19 protein-coding genes and 1 tRNA gene are annotated in these 21,837 nt (G+C 67.8%); 13 read left to right on the top strand and 7 right to left on the bottom strand.

The features are described 5' to 3' along the window. Window positions 1-486 precede the first annotated feature (486 nt). Both ACK4S2_RS06650 and ACK4S2_RS06645 read right to left on the bottom strand, forming a co-directional pair. A tRNA-Ala gene (locus ACK4S2_RS06650) sits at window positions 487-562 on the bottom strand. A 109-nt stretch (window positions 563-671) separates the two neighbouring features. Beyond that, window positions 672-992: a TIGR02300 family protein gene (locus tag ACK4S2_RS06645; protein ID WP_409621870.1), complete on the bottom strand. Its 321-nt coding sequence runs from the start codon at window positions 990-992 to the stop codon at window positions 672-674. Window positions 993-1,104: 112 nt separating this feature from the next. Between ACK4S2_RS06645 and ACK4S2_RS06640 the strand changes: the two genes are divergently transcribed. Both ACK4S2_RS06640 and ACK4S2_RS06635 read left to right on the top strand, forming a co-directional pair. Then, the gene (locus ACK4S2_RS06640) at window positions 1,105-1,797 is read left to right on the top strand and encodes a M48 family metallopeptidase (RefSeq protein WP_409621882.1); all 693 of its coding nucleotides are present in this window, start codon (window positions 1,105-1,107) and stop codon (window positions 1,795-1,797) included. A gap of 31 nt (window positions 1,798-1,828) precedes the next feature. Further along, a complete protein-coding gene (locus tag ACK4S2_RS06635; protein WP_409621879.1) occupies window positions 1,829-2,479 on the top strand; it encodes a GntR family transcriptional regulator in 651 nt (216 codons plus the stop codon). Window positions 2,480-2,588: 109 nt separating this feature from the next. Here ACK4S2_RS06635 and ACK4S2_RS06630 read toward each other — a convergent pair whose 3' ends face one another. Continuing rightward, window positions 2,589-3,293 (bottom strand): M48 family metallopeptidase, encoded by a 705-nt coding sequence (locus ACK4S2_RS06630; RefSeq protein ID WP_409621876.1) that lies wholly within the window; start codon window positions 3,291-3,293, stop codon window positions 2,589-2,591. Between the two features lie 89 nt (window positions 3,294-3,382). Between ACK4S2_RS06630 and ACK4S2_RS06625 the strand changes: the two genes are divergently transcribed. Together ACK4S2_RS06625 and ybgC are read left to right on the top strand one after the other, a co-directional pair. Then, entirely contained in the window at window positions 3,383-4,015 is a 633-nt protein-coding gene (locus ACK4S2_RS06625) for a hypothetical protein (RefSeq protein WP_409621867.1), read from the top strand. Then, the gene (gene ybgC, locus ACK4S2_RS06620; RefSeq protein WP_409621864.1) at window positions 4,012-4,404 is read left to right on the top strand and encodes a tol-pal system-associated acyl-CoA thioesterase; all 393 of its coding nucleotides are present in this window, start codon (window positions 4,012-4,014) and stop codon (window positions 4,402-4,404) included. Before ACK4S2_RS06625 ends, ybgC begins: the two co-directional genes overlap by 4 nt. 3 nt (window positions 4,405-4,407) lie before the next feature. On the opposite strand, the gene ACK4S2_RS06615 is transcribed toward ybgC, so the two are convergent. Then, window positions 4,408-5,436 carry a GlxA family transcriptional regulator gene (locus ACK4S2_RS06615; protein ID WP_409621861.1) on the bottom strand — a complete coding sequence of 343 codons (1,029 nt, stop codon included), beginning with the start codon at window positions 5,434-5,436 and terminating at the stop codon, window positions 4,408-4,410. Window positions 5,437-5,591: 155 nt separating this feature from the next. Here ACK4S2_RS06615 and ACK4S2_RS06610 point away from each other — a divergent pair, with 155 nt between their 5' ends. Continuing rightward, window positions 5,592-6,962 (top strand): class II 3-deoxy-7-phosphoheptulonate synthase, encoded by a 1,371-nt coding sequence (locus ACK4S2_RS06610; RefSeq protein ID WP_409621858.1) that lies wholly within the window; start codon window positions 5,592-5,594, stop codon window positions 6,960-6,962. 68 nt (window positions 6,963-7,030) lie between these two features. Here ACK4S2_RS06610 and ACK4S2_RS06605 read toward each other — a convergent pair whose 3' ends face one another. The 3 genes from ACK4S2_RS06605 to ACK4S2_RS06595 all read right to left on the bottom strand — a co-directional run bounded on the left by ACK4S2_RS06605 (window position 7,031) and on the right by ACK4S2_RS06595 (window position 11,567). Continuing rightward, complete coding sequence (locus ACK4S2_RS06605) at window positions 7,031-9,391, bottom strand: TRAP transporter large permease subunit (RefSeq protein WP_409621855.1); 2,361 nt, start codon at window positions 9,389-9,391, stop codon at window positions 7,031-7,033. Between the two features lie 12 nt (window positions 9,392-9,403). After that, on the bottom strand, window positions 9,404-10,315 hold the full coding sequence (locus ACK4S2_RS06600) for a TRAP transporter small permease subunit (RefSeq protein WP_409621852.1): 912 nt from the start codon (window positions 10,313-10,315) through the stop codon (window positions 9,404-9,406). 166 nt (window positions 10,316-10,481) lie between these two features. Next, window positions 10,482-11,567, bottom strand: a complete 1,086-nt coding sequence (locus ACK4S2_RS06595) for a TRAP transporter substrate-binding protein (protein ID WP_409621849.1) — start codon at window positions 11,565-11,567, stop codon at window positions 10,482-10,484. A gap of 180 nt (window positions 11,568-11,747) precedes the next feature. Between ACK4S2_RS06595 and ACK4S2_RS06590 the strand changes: the two genes are divergently transcribed. From ACK4S2_RS06590 to ACK4S2_RS06555, 8 genes are all read left to right on the top strand, one after another. Beyond that, window positions 11,748-13,163: a cache domain-containing protein gene (locus ACK4S2_RS06590; protein ID WP_409621846.1), complete on the top strand. Its 1,416-nt coding sequence runs from the start codon at window positions 11,748-11,750 to the stop codon at window positions 13,161-13,163. Beyond that, window positions 13,160-13,801 carry a response regulator transcription factor gene (locus ACK4S2_RS06585; RefSeq protein WP_409621843.1) on the top strand — a complete coding sequence of 214 codons (642 nt, stop codon included), beginning with the start codon at window positions 13,160-13,162 and terminating at the stop codon, window positions 13,799-13,801. Before ACK4S2_RS06590 ends, ACK4S2_RS06585 begins: the two co-directional genes overlap by 4 nt. Window positions 13,802-13,993: 192 nt before the next feature. Continuing rightward, complete coding sequence (locus ACK4S2_RS06580) at window positions 13,994-15,574, top strand: calcium-binding protein (RefSeq protein WP_409621840.1); 1,581 nt, start codon at window positions 13,994-13,996, stop codon at window positions 15,572-15,574. A gap of 348 nt (window positions 15,575-15,922) precedes the next feature. Further along, window positions 15,923-17,680, top strand: coding sequence for an acetolactate synthase 3 large subunit (locus tag ACK4S2_RS06575; protein WP_409621837.1), 1,758 nt, complete (start codon window positions 15,923-15,925; stop codon window positions 17,678-17,680). Window positions 17,681-17,787: 107 nt separating this feature from the next. Continuing rightward, entirely contained in the window at window positions 17,788-18,348 is a 561-nt protein-coding gene (gene ilvN / locus ACK4S2_RS06570) for an acetolactate synthase small subunit (RefSeq protein ID WP_409621834.1), read from the top strand. Between the two features lie 83 nt (window positions 18,349-18,431). Continuing rightward, window positions 18,432-20,009, top strand: coding sequence for an ABC transporter substrate-binding protein (locus ACK4S2_RS06565; protein WP_409621831.1), 1,578 nt, complete (start codon window positions 18,432-18,434; stop codon window positions 20,007-20,009). Window positions 20,010-20,015: 6 nt separating this feature from the next. Further along, window positions 20,016-20,888 carry a DMT family transporter gene (locus ACK4S2_RS06560; RefSeq protein WP_409621828.1) on the top strand — a complete coding sequence of 291 codons (873 nt, stop codon included), beginning with the start codon at window positions 20,016-20,018 and terminating at the stop codon, window positions 20,886-20,888. A gap of 4 nt (window positions 20,889-20,892) precedes the next feature. Continuing rightward, entirely contained in the window at window positions 20,893-21,792 is a 900-nt protein-coding gene (locus ACK4S2_RS06555; RefSeq protein ID WP_409621825.1) for a lysophospholipid acyltransferase family protein, read from the top strand. Window positions 21,793-21,837: the final 45 nt, after the last annotated feature.

Here is a 21,837-nt window from a genome sequence, read left to right as displayed (position 1 = left end):
CGTTCCGGGTGTCGCAACCCGGACCTTTTTCGAAGATCGACGATGACCGCCAGCGGCACCGCCGGCCCCGCGCTGCGCTACGTCAATGGCTCCGCGCGCGGCCTCCTCCTACACCACCACCGGGGACAATGCCCTCCGGCAAACCCGGGGCGGTTCGGTTCGACCACATCGAACGCATCCACAACCCGCGCAGACGGCAATCGAAACCGGGCTACATCAGCCCCATGGAGTCCGAGGCGCGCGCCATGCGAGCTTGACCTGCTGTCCACGAAACCGGCAGCCGGCCACGTCACGCTGGTTGCGCCCTGCTTGCCCGCCCTTACCGCGCTTCTGTGAGGTGCGCAGCCACGCCCCCCCGGGCCACGGGTTCACCGCTCCGGGCAGGCGATTTCCGTCATGGTGATGACCCGGTGATGATTTCGGCCAGAACGAGAAAGCCCCCTTGCGGGGGCATGTTCGTAACTCTCTGATCTTGTGAGAGTGATTTGGTGGAGCCAAGGGGAGTCGAACCCCTGACCTCTTGAATGCCATTCAAGCGCTCTCCCAACTGAGCTATGGCCCCACCGGAGGTCCGAAGCGCGTTGCGTTGCCGTGCCGTGCTTCGTGAGCGGGTGTTTAGGCGCTTCGCCGGGGGGCTGCAAGAGGAAAAACGCAGCCCCCCGGCGGAATTGTCAGACTTCTTCCTCGCCGCCGGGCACGTCGGTCAGATCATCGAGCGAGACGGTCTCGTCGTCGTCTTCGAGCAGTTCCTCGTCCAGATCGGCGTCATCGGCGCCCGCCTCGATCAGGTCTTCGGCGTCCAGATCGTCATCGATCAGACTGGGCTGCTTGGCTTCCTGGGCGATGATCGCCCCGGCGGCCTTGCGGCGCACGGTTTCGATATCGACAACCTCGCCCGTGTAGGGGCTGACGATCGGGGTGCGGTTGAGGTCGTAGAAACGCTTGCCGGTGGTCGGGCAAATGCGCTTCGTGCCCCATTCTGCCTTGGGCATGGTCTTTCCCTTGCAAGGTATGGATGGCCAGAGTCGGCATCCCTTGTCACAAGCGCTCGCAACTGTCAAATCCTCTTGCAAGGCAGGCAGGAAGGGCATGGGCATGGCGCGCATTCCGGGGCCCCCGGGGGGGCCGGAGGAGCTGGAGATCACCTTGCGCCGCTCGGCGCAGGCGCGGCGGATGTCGCTGCGGGTGTCCGGGCTGGACGGGCAGGTCACGCTGACCCTGCCGCCGCGCGTGCCCCCGGCCGAGGGGCTGGCCTTCGCGCGCGCGCGGGCAAGCTGGATTGCGGCAGCGCTGGCGCGGGTTCCGCAGGGGCAGGTGGTGCGCCTGGGCGGCACGGTGCCGCTGGAAGGGGTGATGCGGCCGATCCTGCCCGGGCCGGCGCGCGGTGCCGTGCAGTTGACGCCCGAGGGCCTGGTGGTGCCCGGCGATCCGGCACAGGCGGGTGTGCGCGTGGCAGCCTTTCTGCGGGCGCTGGCGCGCGACCGCCTGGTTGCGGCGGTCGACCGCCACGCGGCGCGGCTGGGCCGCCCGCATGCCGGGCTGACCTTGCGCGACACGCGCTCGCGCTGGGGCTCTTGCACGGCGGCGGGGGCGCTGATGTTCAGCTGGCGGCTGGTGATGGCACCGCCCGAGGTGCTGGATTATGTGGCCGCGCACGAGGTGGCGCATCTGGCCGAGATGAACCATTCGTCGCGCTACTGGGCGGTGGTGCGCGGCTTGCTGCCCGGATACGAAGCGCCGCGACGCTGGCTGAAGGCCGAAGGCAGCCGGCTGCATGCCTGGCGCTTCGGCGATTGACCGCGCAGGCCGCGCGCGCAACATGGCGGGCATGGTTCTGCGCGCGCGTCCGTCCGATTCCACCCTGTCGGCCCACGACCGGCTGTATCGCAGCCTGCGGTCGCAGGTGATGCACGGGGAGCTGGCGCCCGGGCAGGCGCTGACCCTGCGCGGCCTTGCGGCGCAATACGGCATGTCGGTTACCCCGGTGCGCGAGGCCTTGCAGCGCCTGGTGGCCGAAGGGGCGCTGACGCTGTCGTCCTCGGGGCGGGTGGCCACCCCGGAGCTGAGCCCCGAACGCATCGAGGAACTGGCCGCGATTCGCGCCATGCTGGAGCCCGAACTGGCCGCCCGCGCCTTGCCGCGGGCGCATTTCGCGCTGATCGACCGGCTTGCGGCCATCAATGCGCTGAACGCCGAGGCGGTGGTTCGTGCCGATGCCGTGGCCTATGTGCGCACCAACCTGGAGTTTCACCGCACGCTTTACCTGCGGGCGCAGGCCCCGGCGATGCTGGCGATCTGCGAAACGGTCTGGCTGCAGCTGGGCCCCACCATGCGCGCGCTTTATGCGCGGTTGCGCCGCAACGAGCCGCCGCAACATCACCGGCTGATCCTTGCCGCCTTGCGCGCCGGCGACGAGCCGGGGTTGCGGCTGGCGGTGCGCACCGATGTGACCCAAGGGTTGCGGCACCTGGCGGCCTGAGCCGCGAGGGGCGTGCGAGGGGCTGCGCGCCCCTCGCGCTCCGGCGCCCAAGGGGGCGCGGCGCCCCCTTGGGAAACCCCCGGGGCGCGCCCGGCGCGCGCCGCCCGCTTCAGCGGTTCGGCGTTGTCCAGCGGGCTTCGTTCGCCTCGATCGCGGCGATGCGTTCGGCGCTGCGCGGGTGGCTGAGCAGCCAGGCCGGCACCGCCCCCATCGGCATGCCCGTCAGGTGTTCCAGCTTGGCGAACAGCGATTTCTGCGGCGCGGTGCCGATACCCGATTTCAGCAGCAAGGCGCTGGCCCAGGCATCGGCCTCGTATTCGTCGTTGCGCGACAGCCGTGCGGCCAGGGCCGTGGTGATGAGGTTGGCCAGCCACACCGCGATCAGCGGGCCGATGACCGGGATGGCGCGCAACAGCAGCGCCACCAGCGACACGAACACCGCGTTCTGCCCGGAAAAGTCGATCATCCGCCGCCGGGTATGGCCAAGCGCCACGTGGCCCAGTTCGTGCGCGATCACGCTGGCCAGTTCCTCGGCCGTCACCTCGCCGCTGCGATAGCGGTTCAGGAACCCGCGCGTGAGGAAGATGCGCCCGTCCGGCGCGGCAAGGCCGTTCACCGGCTCGATCTCGTAGATGGCCACGGGAATGTGATCCACGCCCATCGCGTGGGCCATCCGGTCGGTCAGGCGGCGCAGCGCCGGATCGCGCAGCGGCGTGGATTGGGCATCGAGCACGCGCCTCGTCCGCCAGGCGGAAAAGGCATACATCAGCATCGCGTAAACGATGGCAAGCAGGATCGGGGCATAGGCGGCCATGCCGCGAATGTGGGGTCGGGGGGGCGGCATGTCAAACCCTTGCATCGCGCGCGCGGTCGGGGTTGAAGGAAGCGAAAAGGGAGAGCCCCATGTCCGCCATTGCCACGCCCGAGGATGTCGCCCGCCTGTTCGCCCGCCCGTCGGGCTATGGCTTTGCCCGCTGGGGCCGGCCCATCGTGCCCGTCGTCTTCGGCGTGGAGGCCGAAAGCCTGGGCGCCATCAAGGGGGCGATCGAGGCGGTGGTGGCGCTGGCCGGGCACCGCATGGCGGAAACCGACCCCGAACTGGGCGCCAACCTGATGGTGTTCTTCTGCCGCGACTGGGGCGAACTGGCCGGGGTGCCGAACCTCGACCGGCTGGTCGAGGGCCTGCCGGCCCTGGTCGCACGGTTGCAGGCCGAAGGGGCGAACCAGTATCGCATGTTCCGCTTCGATGCGGCGGGGGCGATCCGGGCGGCCTTCGTGTTCTTGCGGATGGACGCCGACCTTGCGAATGTGCCGGCCGAGGTTCTGGCGCTGGATCAGGCGGTGCGGGCGATCCTGTTGTGGGGCGAAGGCGCGCTGGCGCAAGGCGCGCTGGTGGAGGTGCAGGGGCGCGCGATGTTGCGCCCCGACCTGGCCGCGGTGATCCGTGCGGCCTATGATCCGGTGTTGCCGCCCGCCGCCACCGATGCCGCCCATGCGCTGCGCCTGTTCGCCCGCGCAAGCCGGGGGCAGGGGTGATGCACCGCTTTGCCTTGCGCGTCTATTACGAGGACACCGACCTTGCCGGCATCGTCTATTACGCCAACTACCTGAAGTTCATCGAACGCGCGCGCAGCGAATGGGTGCGCGGGCTGGGGGTGGATCAGGTGCGGCTGAAGGCCGAAAGCGGCATCGTGTTCGCCGTGCGCCGGGTGGAGGCCGATTACCTGTCGCCCGCGCGTTTCGACGATGTGCTGGAGGTGCGCACGACGCTGCAGGCGGCCGGTGGTGCGCGCATCGACCTGTTGCAGGAGGTCTGGCGCGACGAGGCGCGGCTGTTTTCCGCCGTGGTCCGGCTGGTGGCGCTGGCCGCGGATGGGCGGCCCGCGCGCCTTCCGGCGGCCTTGCGCGCCAGCCTCGGCGGCTGAGCCTCAGACCGAAAGCCGGGGCAGGGCAGGGCCGGGGGCCCCCTGGGTGCCGCGTTCGCGGTAGGGGGTGGTATTATACTGCGCCCGGTAGCATTTGGAAAAATGCGACGGGCTGGCAAAGCCGCAGGCCAGCGCCACGTTGATGACGCTCATGTCGGTCTGCATCAGCAGGTTGCGCGCCTTTTGCAGCCGCAGTTCCATGTAATAGCGCTTGGGGCTGCGGTTGAGATAGCGGCGGAACAGCCGCTCCAGCTGCCGGGTGCTCATCCCGACGTCGTCGGCCAGCTCGGCCGGGCTCACGGGCTCCTCGATGGCGGCTTCCATCATCTGGATCACCTGCGCCAGCTTGGGGTGGCGCACGCCGATGCGGGTCGGCACCGAAAGCCGCTGGCTGTCGCGGTCGGTGCGGATGGCCGAATAGATCAGCTGGTCCGCCACCAGGTTTGCCAGATCCTCGCCGTGGTCGGCCGCGATCAGCTTCAGCATCAGGTCGATGGAGGAGGTGCCCCCCGCGGTGCTGAGCCGGTTGCCGTCGATCACGAAGACCGACTTGGTCAGGTTGACCTCCTCGAACTCCTCGGAAAAGCCGTCGATGTTTTCCCAGTGGATCGTGGCGCGCCGCCCGTCCAGCAGCCCGGCGCGCGCCAGCGACCAGGACGCGGTGCAAAGCCCGCCGATGGTAACCCCGCGCCGCGCCTCGCGCCGCAGCCAGTTCAGCACGGCGCGTGTCGTGGCCTTCTGCACGTCGATCCCGCCGCAGACCAGCAGCGTGTCGTCGCGCGCCACCTCCTCCAGCCCCATGTCCAGCCGGAAGGTGGCGCCGTTCGAACAGGTGGAAAAGCCGTCCTTGCCCGCCTCGCCCGCCAGTGCCCAGGTATAAAGCGTGCGCCCGGCCATGCGGTTGGCGATGCGCAGCGGTTCGACCGCGCCCGCAAAGGACAGAAGCGTGAACTGGTCGAGCAGAAGGAAGACGAAGTGCCGGGGCGGAGCGGCGGTTTCGGCGGTTGTGGCGCGCTGGCGCGGTGGTGTCATCTTGCGACCCGTTGCGACCCGAATGTGTCGTTTCCGGACTACGCAATCAGGAATCCGGTCGCGCCGCAAGGGGGCAGCGGGAAATTCCGGTGGCATCGCGCCGCGCGCCGGCCTATAGAGCCGCCAGACCGCCACGGGATACGGGAGGGCACGTCATGGCCAGGGGTTGGAGCAAGTCGAGCTGGCGCGCAAAGCCGCGCGTGCAGATGCCGGACTATCCTGATGCCGCCGCCCTGCACGCGGTGGAGGCGCAGCTTGCGAAATACCCGCCGCTGGTCTTCGCCGGCGAGGCGCGCACGCTCAAGCGCCATCTGGCGGCCGTGTCCGAAGGCCGTGCCTTTCTGCTGCAAGGCGGCGACTGCGCCGAAAGCTTTGCCGAATTCAGCGCCGACAACATCCGCGACACCTTCAAGGTGCTGCTGCAGATGGCGGTGGTGCTGACCTTCGGGGCCAAGGTGCCGGTCATCAAGGTCGGGCGCATGGCCGGCCAGTTCGCCAAGCCGCGCTCCGCCCCGACCGAGGTGATCGGCGGCGTGGAATACCCCAGCTACCGCGGCGACATCATCAACGGGTTCGAGGCCACGCACGAGGCGCGCATCCCCGACCCCTCGCGGATGCTGCAGGCCTATACCCAGGCCGCGGCCAGCCTGAACCTGCTGCGCGCCTTCAGCACGGGCGGTTTTGCCGATATCCACCGGGTGCATGCCTGGACGCTGGGTTTTGCCGACCAGGACAAGGCCGAACGCTACCGCGAACTGTCCAGCCGCATTTCGGATGCGCTCGATTTCATGACGGCGGCCGGGGTGAATGCCGATACGGCCCACACCCTGCAATCGGTCGAGTTCTACACCAGCCACGAAGCCCTGCTGCTGGAATACGAGGAGGCGCTGTGCCGAATCGACAGCACCACGGGCCTGCCGGTGGCCGGCTCGGGCCACATGCTGTGGATCGGCGACCGCACCCGCCAGCCCGACGGCGCGCATGTGGAGTTCTGCCGCGGCGTGCAGAACCCGATCGGGCTGAAATGCGGGCCCTCGATCTCGACCGACGATCTCAAGGTGCTGATCGACCGGCTGAACCCCGAAAACGAAGCCGGCCGGCTGACGCTGATTGCCCGGTTCGGCGCAGGCAAGGTGGGCGACCATCTGCCGCGGCTGATCCGTGCGGTGCAGGAGATGGGGGCCAGGGTCGTGTGGTCCTGCGACCCGATGCACGGCAACACGATCAAGGCGGCGTCGGGCTACAAGACCCGGCCCTTCGAGTCGGTGCTGCGCGAGGTGCGCGAGTTCTTTGCCGTGCACAAGGCCGAAGGCACCGTGCCGGGCGGCGTGCATTTCGAGATGACCGGCAAGGACGTGACCGAATGCACCGGCGGCCTGCGCGCGGTGTCGGACGAGGATCTGTCGGACCGCTACCACACCGCCTGCGATCCGCGGCTGAACGCCAGCCAGTCGCTGGAACTGGCCTTCCTGGTGGCCGAGGAACTGTCGAGCCTGCGCGGGGCCGCGCGTCGCATCGCGCTCTGATCCCGGCTGCGGAACGAACAAGGCGCCGGACCCTGCGGTCCGGCGCCTTTCGTTTGCCGCGGCGATGCTCAGCCCAGCAGCCGGGGCACGATGGTGACCACCCAGGGGAACAGCCACAGAAGGAACAGCCCCGCCACCTGGATCACGACAAAGGGCATGACGCCGGTGTAGATGTGGCGCGTCGTCACTTCCCTGGGGGCCACGCCGCGCAGGTAGAACAGCGCGAACCCGAAGGGCGGCGTCAGGAAGCTGGTTTGCAGGTTCACCGTTATCATGATGGTGACCCAGGCCGGGTCCATCGTGCCGCCATAGATCACCGGCCCGACGATCGGCACCACGATGTAGATGATTTCCAGGAAATCCAGCACGAAGCCCAGGATGAACAGCACCAGCATGACGATGAGGAACACCGTCATCTCGTTGTCGAAGGCGCGCAGGAAGCTCTGGATGTAGTGTTCGCCCCCGAACGAGATCAGCACCAGGTTCAGGATCTGGCTGCCGATCAGGATGGCGAACACCATGCTGGTCACCTTGGTCGTCTCGCGCACCACCGAGGTCAGCACCCGCCCGCGCCACAGCACCCAGCAGCCGTAAAGCACGCCGAACACGGCAAAGTGATAGGCGGCCTGGGCAATGGCAAAGGCGACCCACTGCTCCGCGGTCGGGGTCACTCCCGCCACCTTGACGCGCAGGTCGAAGTTCACGCCGAACAGCAGCATGATGACGATGGCAAAGCTGGTCGCCAGGATCAGCGCGCCCGACTTGCGGTCGTCCTTGAGCTTGCGGAAGGCCGCCAGCAGGATCGCCCCCGCCGCCCCCAGCGCCGCCGCCGGGGTCGGGTTGGTGATGCCCCCCAGGATCGAGCCCAGCACCGCCACGATCAGGATCAGCGGCGGAAACACCACCCGCACCAGATCGTTCGCCGCCAGCGCCGCCACCGCCGGGCGCAACGACCACAGCAGCACCGCCATCGGCAAGGCCATCACGAGGAAGGTGGTGCCGGGCGTGGTTTCCGGCCCGATCAGCGCAATATCCAGCACCAGCATCGCCGCCAGCGCCCCGCCCCCGATCATCAGCGGCCGCGGATCCTGCGACGGGCCGACACCGCGCGCCGTGGTCAGCATCAGCGCGAACATCAGCACCATGATGCCGATGCCCGACCCGATGGGGGCGGCCGCGGCAATGGCGGCGGCGCGGGCCGCGGCCATTTCCTCGGGCGTGCGGGCGTGGGATTGTTCGACACCGCCCCGGGCGTCGATCTCGGCCTGCTGGGCCACGGCGCGGTCCCATTTTTCCTGGCCGTGCAGCGCGATCATCGATTCGCGGCAACGGTCGGACACGTTGGTGCGCAGCTCGGCCGTCTGCCCCATGTCGGTCTGCGACGACACGACGATGGCCTGCGAGCCGATCAGGTTGGCCTGCGACAGGATCAGGAAGCCGCCGATAAGCGCCACCGGGGCATAAAGAAACCAGCGCGTCGCATCCGAACGGGTGATGACCTCGCCGGGCTTGCCGGCGCCCAGCTGGACCGCAGGGGCCCGGTCGGGGTTGAGCAACGCATAGCCGAAGGCATAGGCGGCATACAGCACCGCCAGCAGGATGCCCGGCAGGATGGCCGCCTGAAACAGCGTGCCGACCGAAATCACCGCCGCCTTGCCCAGATAGGTCAGCGCATCGGTGCAGCCTGCGATCTGCGCCCGGGTTTCCTGGCCCGAGGAATACAGGTCGCCCGCCATCGTGCCCAACAGCACGATCACGATCGACGGCGGGATGATCTGCCCCAGCGTGCCCGAGGCGGCGATCACACCGGTTGCCAGTTGCGGGCTGTAGCCGGCGCGCAGCATGGTGGGCAGGCTGAGCAGGCCCATCGTCACCACCGTCGCGCCCACGATGCCGGTCGAGGCTGCCAGGAACGCCCCCACCACCACCACCGACACCGCCAGACCGCCGGGCAGGGGGCCGAACACCCGCGCCATCGTCGTCAGCAGGTCGTTGGCAATGCGCGACCGTTCCAGCGTGATGCCCATCATCACGAACATCAGCACCGCCAGCAGCGTCTCGATGCTCTGCCCGGCGATGACGCGTTCGTTCATCCGGTTGACGATGAACGACAGGTTGCGGTCCATCGCCACTTCCCAGCCTTGCGGGAACAGCGGCTGGTCCACGCGCGGCAGGTCGGGATATCGGAAGGTGGTGATGTCAAGCTGCGATATGCCGGCAGCCACCAGGTCGCGGTAGGCTTGCGAACCGGTATCCACCGCCTGATGGATCAGCACGCCGGCACTGTCCAGCGCGGCAATGATGCCGAAGGCGATGATCCCCGCGCCGCCGATGGCGAAGGCCACCGGAAAGCCCGAGATGATGCCGCCGAACAGGCACAGGAACACGATGATGAGGCCGACCTCGACCCCGTCCAGACCGAACAGCATGCGCCCGCCCCCTCAGTGGCTCGACACGGCGTCGCCGGTGGCGTCGCGGTCGAGGTATTTGTTTTCGCTTTCCGGCCCTTCGCGCCATTCCAGGATGGCGCGATACAGCACCGCCACCGCCTGCAGGATGACGAGAAAGCAGAACGACAGCATCAGCACCTTGAACAGGAAATAGGCGTTGAAGCCGTTGGGCGAGAAACCGATGGTCTCCACGCTCCATTTCATCAGCTTGGCCTTGCGCAGGATCATCTCAAGCGATTCCGAGGCCGAAACCTTGGGGTTCACCAGACTGCGCCACATGAAGAACCAGGCATAAAGCCAGGTCAGGAAGGCCGCCGGCAACATGAACAGCAGCGCCCCCAGCGCGTCGATCACCCGCTTGGTGCGAAAGCGCACGTTGGCATACAGCAGGTCCACCCGCACATGGCCACCTTGCACATAGGTGTAGCCGATGCAAAGGCAGACGATCATCGCATTGTAAAGTTTCAGTTCTTCCGACCACCAGGACAGATCGAAGCTGACCAGCTGCGTGCCTTCGACGAAATTGTAGCCGAACGGCGAAAACGGCCCGAGCTCGATCTTCGAGACGCGGAAGATGCGTTGCAGAAAGACGATGATCATCTGCTGCAACACCATCAGAAGCCCGACCCAGGCCACCGTGCGCCCGATGGCGTTGGTAAACCCTTCCAGCCCGCGCACCACGCCCCACATCAGGGGTTTCCAGACCAGCCCCGCCACGGTCAACACGATCAGCGCGGTCAGGAACACGAACAGGAATTCGCGGCTGGCGCCGTAATAGATGAAGCGCCCCAGCGCCTCGCCGTTCGACCAGTCGAGCCAGAGCGAAGGTTGCGTGACGGCCGAGAAGAAATCGGCAAAGGCCTGGCCGAAACGGCCGATCAGCCAAAGAACGGCATCGAACATGGATCAGTGCCCCCCGGCAAGGCCCGACGATCGCCTTGCGCATGAATGGCGCGCCTGCCGAAAAGGGCAGGCGCGCTTGCAGTCTGACTGAGGCCCCGGGTTCGGCCCGGGGTCCGGTTCGCGCACGCCAGGTCGGCCCGCCGTGCGGAGGCGGTCAGGGCCAGGGTCAGCCCATCGTGCGGTTGCGCTGCGCCACATAGGCGCCGTCGGTCAGTTGCAGCCAGGCCGAAGACGACTTCATCGAGGCCATCGCGCTGTCGTAGATCTTCTTGTAGAGCTCGTCGCCCATGTTCTCGGCATGCACTTCGTTGGTCGCCTTGGCGAAGGCATCCCACACGTCGTCCGGGAAGGCGTTGACCTTGACCCCGGCGGCCTGCAGGCGCGCCAGGGCGGCGCCGTTATTGGCGAGGAACTGCGACAGGTTCCACTGGTGGCATTCGGCCGCGGCGATTTCGCAGACCTTCTGCTGGGCGGGGGTGAAGCTTTCGAACAGCGCGCGGTTGAAGGTGACCGACAGGCCTGCGCCCGGCTCGTGGAAGCCGGCGGTGTAGTAGATCTTGGTGATTTCCTGGAAGCCCATCTTTTCGTCGGCCCAGGCCCCGATCCACTCGGTGCCGTCCAGCGCGCCCGAGGACAGCGCCTGATAGATCTCGCTGCCCGGGATGTTCTGCACCGAGGCGCCCATCTTGCCCAGGGCCTTGCCGCCCAGGCCCGGCATGCGGAACTTGAGCCCGTTGAAGTCGGCCGCCGAGGTGATCTCCTTGCGGAACCAGCCGCCGCCTTGCGCCCCGGTGTTGCCGCCGAGGAAGCCCTTGAGCCCGAAGATGGCGTTCAGTTCGTCATGCAGCGCCATGCCGCCGTCCTGGTAATACCAGTTGGCCAGTTCCTGCGCCGTCATGCCCATCGGCACCGCGGTAAAGAAGGCATAGCCCGGATGCTGGCCGACCCAGTAATAGTCGGCGCCGTGATAGATGTCGGCCTGGCCCGAGGCCACGGCATCGAACACCTCGAAGGCGCCCACAAGCTCGCCCGCGGCCTTCAGGTCCACGGTCAGCTGCCCATCGGTCATCGCCGTGATGCTGTCGGCCACGCGCTGCGCGGCATCGTGCACGCCGGCCAGACCCCGGCCCCAGGTGGTGACCATGGTCAGGGTGCGCTTGCCCCGGGCATAAAGCGGCGCGGCCAGCGTGGTGGCCGCGGCGGCGGTTGCACCGCCCACGGCAGCTTTGGTCAGGAATGAACGGCGGTCCATCGGAGTCCTCCCACAGGATGCGCCCGGTTTGCCCTGGCGCAGTTTTCAGGTGCTGCACCTTAGCCAGGCGATTCTCGCGTTGAAAATCCCCATTACTACGTAGTCCGCCCCGGCGCTGCGTTGACGCTGCCGGCGCGGCAAGCCATTTTCGGCGCAGGCGACAGATGCGATGGGGGCGAGGTGACAGGCGTTTGGGGTCGGTTTCGGCCCAGCTACGGGCAGAAGCTGTTTCTGCTGGCCACGGTGCCGCTGATCCTTGCGGTGGCGGCGATCATGGCCATTGTCGCCTGGCAGGCGAAACAGACCTCGAACCGGGAAATCGCGGCACTGGAAGCCGCGCTGATCGACGCAAAGCGGGCCGAGCTGCGCAACTACCTGTCGATGGCACGCACGGCCTTCGGCATCGTCTACGGCAATGCCATGCCCGACGACCTGCGCGCCAAGCGCGAGGTGGCGCAGACGATGGCGGCCATGGTTTATGGCCGCGACGGGCACTTCTTCATCTACGACTACGACGGCACCAACATCGTCAGTCCGCGCCAGACCTGGCTCATCAACCGCAACTGGCGCGGGCTGGCCGACAGCCGCGGCACCCCGGTGGTGGACCGCCTGATCGAACTGGCCCGCGAAGGCGGCGGGTATCATGCCTATTACTGGCCCAAGCCCAGCACCGGAGAGGAGGCGCTGATGGTCGCCTATGTCCAGGGCCTGCAGGACTGGCGCTGGGTTGTGGGCACCGGCATCTTCATCGACGACGTGCAGGCCGTGGTCGCCGCCGCGCGGGCCGAGGTCGAGGCCCGCGTGCGCGATACCTTTGCCCTGATCGGTGCGATTACCCTGGCGGCGGTGCTGGCGGTGTTCGGCACGGGCGTGTTCATCAACGTGCGCGAACGCCGGCTGGCGGATGCCAAGCTCAAGGCGCTGACCCAGCGCGTGCTCGACACGCAAGAGGCCGAGCGCAGCCGCGTGGCGCGCGAGCTGCACGATTCGATCTCGCAGATGCTGGTCGGCGTGCGCTATGCGCTGGAGCTGGCGCGGCGCCGCCTGACCCGCGGCGACGAGGGCGCCTCCGAAACGCTGAGCCAGGGCATCGACCATCTGAACGGCGCCATCCAGGAGGTGCGCCGCATCAGCCGCGACCTGCGCCCCGGCGTGCTGGACGACCTGGGCCTTGGCCCCGCGCTGCAAGGGCTGGCCGAGGATTTCGGCCGCCGCACCGGAATTGTGGTCGAGTTCGAAACCAACCCCTTCCGCAACCGGCTGGACAAGGATGCCAAGATCGCGCTTTACCGCATCGCGCAAGAGGCGCTGACCAACATCGAACGCCATTCCGGTGCCAGCCGCGTGCGCGTGCTGGTGCGCGGCACCCGCGACGGCGCGCTGATGCGGATCGAGGACAACGGCCGCGGCATGCCTCAGGGCGGCAAGACGGCCGAGGCTCAGGGGCTGGGTCTGCGCAACATGGCCGAGCGGATGGAACAACTGGAGGGCACCTTGCGCATCCTGCCCGCCCGCGACGGCGGCACCCTGATCGAGGCGACCGTTCCCCTGACCCACATGCTGCCCCCCGGCAACGCCAGCGAGGCCCGACCATGACCGACGACCCTGTCCGCATCCTGATCGTGGACGATCACCCGATGGTGGCGCAAGGCATCCGCGCGCTGCTGGAAACCTATGACGACCTGCAGGTCGTCGGCACGCTGTGCAACGGGCAAGAGGCGGTGGACCGCGTCGCGGCGCTGGACCCCGACGTGATCCTGCTGGATCTGAACATGCCGCGCCTGTCGGGGCTGTCGGCCACCGAGATCATCCTGGAACGGCGGCCCGATACGCGCATCCTGATCCTGTCGATGCACGACAGCCCCGAATACATCTCGACCGCGCTGCGCCACGGGGCGATGGGCTATCTTCTGAAGGACGTGCCGACCGACGAGGTGAAGCTGGCCATCGACACGGTGATGCGCTGCGAGCGCTACCTGTGCACCGGCGCCTCCACCAGCCTCGGCCCCGGCACCGCCGACGGGCGCGAGCCGCTGACCAGCCGCGAACAGGAAATCCTGCTGGCGCTGGCGCAAGGCCAGTCCAACAAGGAGGTGGCAGGGCGCTTCGACATCTCGGTGCGCACGGTCGAAACCCATCGCAAGAACATCAAGCGCAAGCTGGGCATCAGCTCGACTGCGGGGCTGACCCGTTATGCGCTGGAACACGGCGTGTTGCAGGGCACCGGGCGCTAGCACGCCTGCGCGCCGCAGGGGCGCCGCCCACCTCGGCCGGCCTGCGTTTCGGTCTTTTTTACTTGGGGCCGGACGATCTGCAGAATACCGCCGTGCTGCCCTAATCGGGACATAATCCCCCTGCAAAAAACCTGTCGTTCACCACGCTTGCCCCCCGCAAGGCCGCGGGACCAAAGGAATAAGGGACAGGACATGACCACCCACAGCTTTTCCGGTTTCCGCATCGCCACGAACCTTTCGGGTGCCGCAACCGGGTTTCAGACCAGCTCGATGAAGTGGACCACCTCGGAATACTTCCGCTTCCAGTACACGATGGATGCCCCGGTTGCGGGTGCCTTCTCCTCGATCACGTTGTCGCTGCCGCCCGATGCCAAGCTGCAATCGGTGGTGCTGAACAACACCCTGCGCGTCGATCTCGACTCGGTGGCTTCGATCGGCCGCTGGACCTGGGGCGGCGGCAAGCAGACCACGGTCCTGGCGATCCAGACCGCATCGAACCAGACGCATTACTACGCGCTCGCCGGGGCCGCGCTGCCCACCATTGCCTCGCCGGCCGATTTCACCGCCTTCATGGCGACGGTGACCGCGACCACGTCGATCATCGGGGCGGCGGCCTCGTTGTTCGGCCCGCGGGGGCAGTTCACCCAGACCCTGCTGGACGTCTCCAAGGCGCAGACCTTTGCCGGCACCTCGCAGGACGACAGCGTGGTCGGCGTCGATGGCCTCGACGACTGGAGCCTGCAGCCGCTGGACCTGGGGCAAGGGAACGACAGCCTTGTGGGCACCAGCGGGGCCGACTGGGTGCATGGCGGCACCGGCAATGACCTGCTGCAGGGGCTGGGGGGCAACGACACCCTGCTGGGGCAGGAGGGGGATGACGTGTTGTCCGGCGGTGCAGGGGCCGATTCGCTGGATGGCGGGGTCGGCAACGATACGCTTTACGGTGGCGCCGACGCCGACCTGCTGAACGGCGCGGCCGGCAGCGACGTGCTGTTCGGCGGCAGTGGCAACGACCGGCTGATCGGGGGCGATGGCCTCGACTATCTTTACGGCGACGACGGCCGCGACACGCTGGACGGGGGCAACGGCAACGACGTCCTGTTCGGTGGCAACGGCCTCGACTCGTTGATCGGCGCGGGGGGTGCCGACCTGCTGTATGGCGGGAGTGATGACGACAAGCTGAGCGGCGGTTCGCAGGACGACACGCTGTTCGGCGGCGACGGCAACGACCGGCTGGACGGCGGCACCGAAGACGACCTGCTTTATGGCGACGCCGGGAACGACCGGCTGAATGGCGGGTCGGGCAACGACACGCTGTTCGGCGGTAGCGAAAACGACATGCTGAACGGCAACGATGGCGATGACCTCGTGTTCGGCGACGATGGCGACGACGTGATCGACGGCGCCGCCGGGGCCGACCGGATGTATGGCGGGTTGGGCAACGACATCCTGCGCGGCGGCAACGGCAACGACACGCTGTTCGGCGGCGAAGGCAACGACACGCTGAACGGTGGCGCGGGGGCAGACGTGTTCGTCTTTGGCACCTTCATGGGCGCCGATACCGTGCAGGACTTCAAGGCCCAGCAATCCGACCGGCTGTATTTCAGCAGCGACCTTGCCGCGACCGCCGCCGATGCCTTTGCCCTGGCGACCCAGGTCGGCACCAGGGTGGTCTTCGACTTCGGCAACGGCAACACGCTGACGCTGAACGCCACCGTTCTGGCCGCGGTGGAAAACGCGATCACGATCTACGATCCGTTGGAATGGTTCTGAGCCCTTCGCCACGCAGGACCGAAAGATCGGCAAAGGCGGGGGCACACCCCCGCCTTTGCCCATTTCGCACCCGGCACTTTCGCAAAGATTTCGCCGCAATATCGCCCGGCGCAACAAAACTTCAAGTTTTTCCGGCTATGCGACACTTTTTTCCCGCCTTTCGCGGTTGACGCTACGCGGCGGCAGGCATAATGTCCGCCGCATCGCAACAGGAGGCAGGAACGTGGTTGCTCTTGTCGTAATTTCGGGGACGTGGCGCATGGGCCGGTGACGGATGCCAGGTCACCTTCCATGCGCCCCCGAAGTTCGGGGGCTTTTTGTTGCGCGGTCGGGACAAGCGAGGATCAGATGTCGCGGATGATGACGGGTGCGAAGATGGTGGTGCAGGCCCTGAAGGATCAGGGGGTCGAGGTTGTCTTCGGCTATCCCGGCGGCGCCGTGCTTCCGATTTACGACGAAATCTTCCAGCAGAACGATATCCGCCACGTGCTCGTGCGCCATGAACAGGGGGCGGTGCACATGGCCGAAGGCTATGCCCGGTCTACCGGCAAGCCGGGCGTGGTGCTGGTGACCTCGGGCCCGGGCGCGACCAATGCGGTGACGGGCATCGTGGACGCGCTGATGGACAGCATCCCGCTGGTGGTGCTGACCGGGCAGGTGCCCACCTTCATGATCGGCACCGACGGCTTCCAGGAGGCCGATACCGTGGGCATCACCCGGCCGATCACCAAGATGAACTGGCTGGTGAAGGATACCGCGAAACTGTCGGAAACCATCCATCAGGCCTTCCATGTGGCAACCTCGGGCCGCCCCGGCCCGGTGCTGATCGACATTCCGAAGGACGTGCAGTTCGCCGAAGCCGTCTATACCGAACCGCGGCAGGCCCGCGTCGGGCATTACCAGCCGAAGCTGAAAGGCGATATCGAGGCCATCACCCGCATGGTCGAGATGATGGAAACCGCCGAACGCCCGATCTTCTACACCGGGGGCGGCGTCATCAACTCGGGGCCGGGCGCCAGCCAGCTGTTGCGCGAATTCGTCGAGGCGACGGGGTTCCCGATCACCTCGACGCTGATGGGTCTGGGCGCCTATCCGGCCAGCGGCAAGCACTGGATCGGCATGCTGGGGATGCACGGGCTTTACGAGGCCAACCTGGCGATGCACGGCTGCGACCTGATGATCAACGTCGGCGCGCGGTTCGACGACCGCATCACGGGGCGCATCAAGGATTTCAGCCCCGGCAGCCGCAAGGTGCACATCGACATCGACGCATCGAGCATCAACAAGGTGATCCGGGTCGATGTGCCGATCCTGGGCGATGTGGGCCACGTGCTGGAAGATGCGCTGCGCATCTGGAAGGCGCGCGGGCGCAAGACCAACAAGGCCGCGCTGGCGAAGTGGTGGGCGCAGATCGACGAGTGGCGCAAGGTCGATTGTCTGGCGTTCCGCAATTCCGACAAGGTCATCAAGCCGCAATACGCGTTGCAGCGGCTGGAAGCGCTGACCAGGCACCACCCCAAGCGCTACATCGCCACCGAGGTGGGCCAGCACCAGATGTGGGCCGCGCAGTTCCTGGGCTTCGACCAGCCGAACCGCTGGCTGACATCGGGCGGGCTGGGGACGATGGGCTACGGGCTGCCGGCCTCGATCGGCGTGCAGATCGCCCACCCCGACGCGCTGGTCATCAACGTGGCGGGCGAAGCCTCGTGGTTGATGAACATGCAGGAGATGGGCACCGCGATTCAGTTCCGGGCGCCGGTCAAGCAGTTCATCCTGAACAACGAGCGGCTCGGCATGGTGCGCCAGTGGCAGGAGCTGCTGCACGGCGAACGCTACAGCCATTCGTGGAGCGAGAGCCTGCCCGATTTCGTGAAGCTGGCCGAGGCCTTCGGGTGCAAGGGGATCAAGGTGTCGGACCCCGCCGACCTGGACGACGCCATCCGCGAGATGCTGGCCTATGACGGGCCGGTGATCTTCGACTGTCTGGTGGAAAAGCACGAGAACTGCTTCCCGATGATCCCGTCGGGCAAGCCGCACAACGAGATGCTGCTGGGCGAGGCGGAAACGCAAGGGGTGATCCAGGCCGGCGGCGCCGTGCTGGTCTGAGCGGGGCGGCGGGGGCTGCCGCCCCCGCACCCCCGCCTCAAGGGGGTTTTCCACCCCCTTGAGAAACCCCCGAGGATATTTTTCGACAGAAAATGAAGGGAGAGGCGATGTCGCCGCTCAATATCAAGCAGGGCTCGACGAGCCATTCCGCCTATGACCTGCGCGACCCGCATGCCGAGGTGATCGAAAGCCACACGCTGGCCGTGATCGTGGACAACGAATCCGGGGTGCTGGCGCGGGTGATCGGGCTGTTTTCGGGGCGCGGCTACAACATCGACAGCCTGACCGTGGCCGAGGTGGACCATACCGGGCACCGCAGCCGCATCACCATCGTCACCCGCGGCACGCCGCAGGTGATCGAGCAGATCAAGGCGCAGCTGGCGCGGATGGTGCCGGTGCACGATGTGCACGACCTGACGGTCGAAGGCCCCAGCGTGCAGCGCGAGCTGGCGCTTCTGAAGGTGGCGGGCAAGGGCGAGCTGCGCATCGAGGCGTTGCGGCTGGCCGAGATTTTCCGGGCCAATGTCGTGGACAGCACGCTGGAAAGCTTTGTCTTCGAGATGACGGGCGCGCCGGAAAAGATCGACGCCTTTGCCGAGCTGATGCGCCCCCTGGGTCTGCGCGAGATCGCGCGGACCGGGGTTGCGGCGCTGGCGCGCGGGGTCTGAGGCGGCCCCCGGGGGGCTTTTCATGCTGCGCTGCCGCAGGTAGGAAGGCGGCGCGAACCGGACCCTGCCAAGGAGGAACCCCCATGAACCGCCGCCAGTTTCTTGCCGCCGCCGCTGCTGCCGGGTTGCTGCCCGCGCCCTTTGCGCGCGCCGCAACGCCGGCCGGGCAGTTGCGTGTGCTGTCCGAGGCGGGCCCGAACAGTTTCGACAGTTTTTCCCCGGGGCTGAACCGGCAGTCGATCCAGATTTCCTGGAACGTCTACGACCGGCTGCTGCGCTTTGGCTGGAAGGACAGGGGCGACGGCACCGCGACCTTCGATTACTACGCGCTGGAAGGCGAGCTGGCCGAAAGCTGGACCGTTTCGGACGATGGCCGCGCGATTACCCTGGTGCTGCGCGAAGGGGCAACCTTTCACGATGGGGCGCCGGTCACGGCGGCGGATGTGAAGTGGTCGCTGGACCGGGTGGTGTCGAGCCCCATCGGCAAGGCGCAGTTCGCCAGCGGGTCGATGACCGACCCGGCGCAGTTCGTGGTGCTGGATGCGCGGACCATCCGCATCGACCTGCCGCAACCCGACCGTTTTGCCTTGCCCAACCTGGCGCTGACCTATCCGATCATCGTCAACTCGGAGCTGGCCAGGCGCCATGCCACCGCCGACGACCCCTTTGCGATGAAGTGGTTGCAGGCCAATCCGGCGGGGGGCGGCGCGTTCCGGGTGGCCGAGGCCACCTTGGGCGAGCGGGTGGTGTTCGAACGGTTCGACGCCTGGCGGTCGGGCCCGCGCCCGGCGCTGGAGCGGGTGCTGTGGCAGGTGGTGCCCGAGGCGGAAACCCGCATCGCGGCGCTGGCGCGCGGCGAGGCCGATGTGATGCAGGATGTGGCGCCGCGCGATGTGGCGCGCATCGCGGCGCTGGACGGTGTGAAGGTGGCCGGCGTGCCGACCCAGGCCTTCCAGTTCATCGGGATGAACACGCAGACCGCGCCTTTCGACAACCCCAAGGTGCGCGCGGCGATTGCCGCAGCGCTGCCCTATGACGCGATGTTCGCCGCCGCCTTGCACGGCCGCGGCCAGCCGCTGTGGGGCGACGATCCGGCGGCGGGTCTGCGCTTTCCGCAGCCGATGGGCTATGTCACCGACCTTGACCGCGCGCGTGCCTTGATGGCGGAATCGGGGGTGGGGCCGGTGACGGTGCCCTTTGCCTTCGATCTGGGGCAGGCGGCGGTGGCCGAGCCGGTGGCCATTCTGCTGCAGGAGGCGCTGGCGCAGATCGGCATCACGGTGGAAATCGAGAAGGTGCCGGCCGGCCAGTTGGGCACGCGGTTGCAGGAAAAGACGGTGCCCTTCTTCTTCGAAGGCTCCATCGCCTTTCTGGCCGACCCGGATTACTTCTTCCGCATCTTCTACAACGGCGAGACGCGCTGGAACTTCGGCAGCTACCGCAATGCCGAATTCGCAACCCTGGTCGAACGCACCCGCCACGAAACCGACCGTGCCGCCTACGAGGCCGATGTCGCGCGGATGATCGCGCTGGCCAAGCAGGATCTGCCGCTGATCCTGCTGTGGCATCCGACGCTGGACGTGGCAATGCGGGCGGATGTGACGGGCTACGGCTTTGCCTTTCACCGCATGCTGGACCTGCGCCCGCTGGCGCGGGGCTAGGGCGGGGTGGCGCGGCTTTCGCCTGCCGCGGCCGGCATCGGGCTGGCGCTGCTGACGGCGCTGCTGTTCAGCGGGCTCGATGCGCTGGCCAAGGCGCTGGTGCCCGACTATCCGGCGGTGCAGCTGGTCTGGGCGCGCTATGCCGGGCAGACGGCCATCGTGGGCCTGCTGCTGTTGCCGCGCGGGCGGCAAGGGTTCGTCACGCGCTATCCGGGGGCGCATGCGGCGCGGTCGGTGTTCCAGTTCGGGGCGACGGCGCTGTTCTTTTCGGCGCTGGCGCATATCGGGCTGGCCGAGGCGACGGCGATCATGGAAATCGCGCCGGTGCTGATCACGCTGGGCGCCTGGGCGTTTCTGGGCGAACGCCTGGGGCCGCGGCGCCTGGCGGGGGTGGGGGTGGCGCTGATCGGGGCGCTCATCATCATCCGGCCGGGGATCGGGGTGTTTCAGCCGGCGGCCTTGCTGCCGGTGGGGGCGGCGGTGTGCTATGCCGGCTATGCGATCATCACGCGCAAGGTCGGTTCGGACGAGCCGGTGATGACCGCGCTGTTCTACACCGCGCTTCTGGGCACGGCGGTGACCAGTGCGCTGGTGCCCTTTGTCTGGGAGCCGGTGGCGGCCGGGGATCTGGCCCGCTTCGTCGGGCTCGGGCTGTTGGGGGCGGCGGCGCAGTTCTGCCTGATCCGGGCCTATGCGCTGGCCGAGGCGGCGGTGATTGCGCCGTTCGGCTATGTCGGGTTGCTGTTCGCCTCGGTCTGGGGGGTTGCGCTGTTCGACGAGGTGCCCGACGGCTGGACGGTGCTGGGCGCGCTGGTGATCGTGGCGGCGGGGCTGTATGTCTGGCACCGCGAGACGCGCGGGGCGCGACGGGGCAGATAGCGAAATGGCATCGGTTTGGCGCGACAGGGTGCAGACGGGGATCGTGCGCGGGCTGATCGGCCTGGCGCTGGCCTTGCCCTATCGCTGGCGGGTGCCGCTGTTCGGCTGGCTGGTGGCGCGGCTGGTGGCGCCGCTGGCGGGCTGGCCGGCGCGCATCCGGGCCAATCTTGCGCTGGCCTGGCCCGAGTTGCCCCCCGCCGAGGTGGATCGGCTGTGCCGCGAGGTGCCCGACAGCGTGGGGCGCACGGTGATCGAGATCTTTTCCGGGCCAGAGTTCATTGCCCGCGCGGCCGCCATACCGCCGACCGGGCCGGGGGTGGCGGCGCTGGAGGCCGCCCATGCCGCCGGGCGGCCGGTGGTGCTGGTGACCGGCCATTTCGGCAATTACGATGCCTCGCGCGCCGCGCTGGTGGCGCGGGGCTACCGGGTCGGCGCGCTCTACATGCCGATGAAGAACGCGAGCTTCAACCGCATCTACGAGGCGGCGATCGGGCGCATCGGCCAGCCCTTGTTCCCGCGGGGGGCCAAGGGCCTGGGCGCGCTGGTGCGGCACTTGCGGTCGGGCGGCATGGTGGGGATGCTGGTCGATCACAACATGGATCACGGCGCATTGCTGGAGTTTTTCGGGGTCGAGGCCCGCACGGCGCTGTCGGCGGCGGAACTGGCGCTGAAATACGATGCGCTTCTGGTGCCCACCTATGGCGTGCGGCGCCCCGATGGCCTGGGCTTCGACATCGTGGTCGAGGCGCCGATCCCGCCGAGCACGCCCGAAGCGATGACCCAGGCGCTGAACGATTCGCTCGAGGCGCTGGTGCGCCGGCACCCGGAACAATGGTTCTGGGTGCACCGGCGGTGGAAAGGCGGGGGCGGGCGGCGGGCGCGGGGGGCCCTCGCGCCCCCTTGACGCGGCGGCCGGGGGCAGTTTTTCGTCGAAGTCAGGCAAGGGAGG

This window comes from Gemmobacter sp. (genome assembly GCF_046292685.1).
GTDB lineage: Bacteria > Pseudomonadota > Alphaproteobacteria > Rhodobacterales > Rhodobacteraceae > Wagnerdoeblera.
This window is presented reverse-complemented; position numbering and strand designations above follow the sequence as displayed.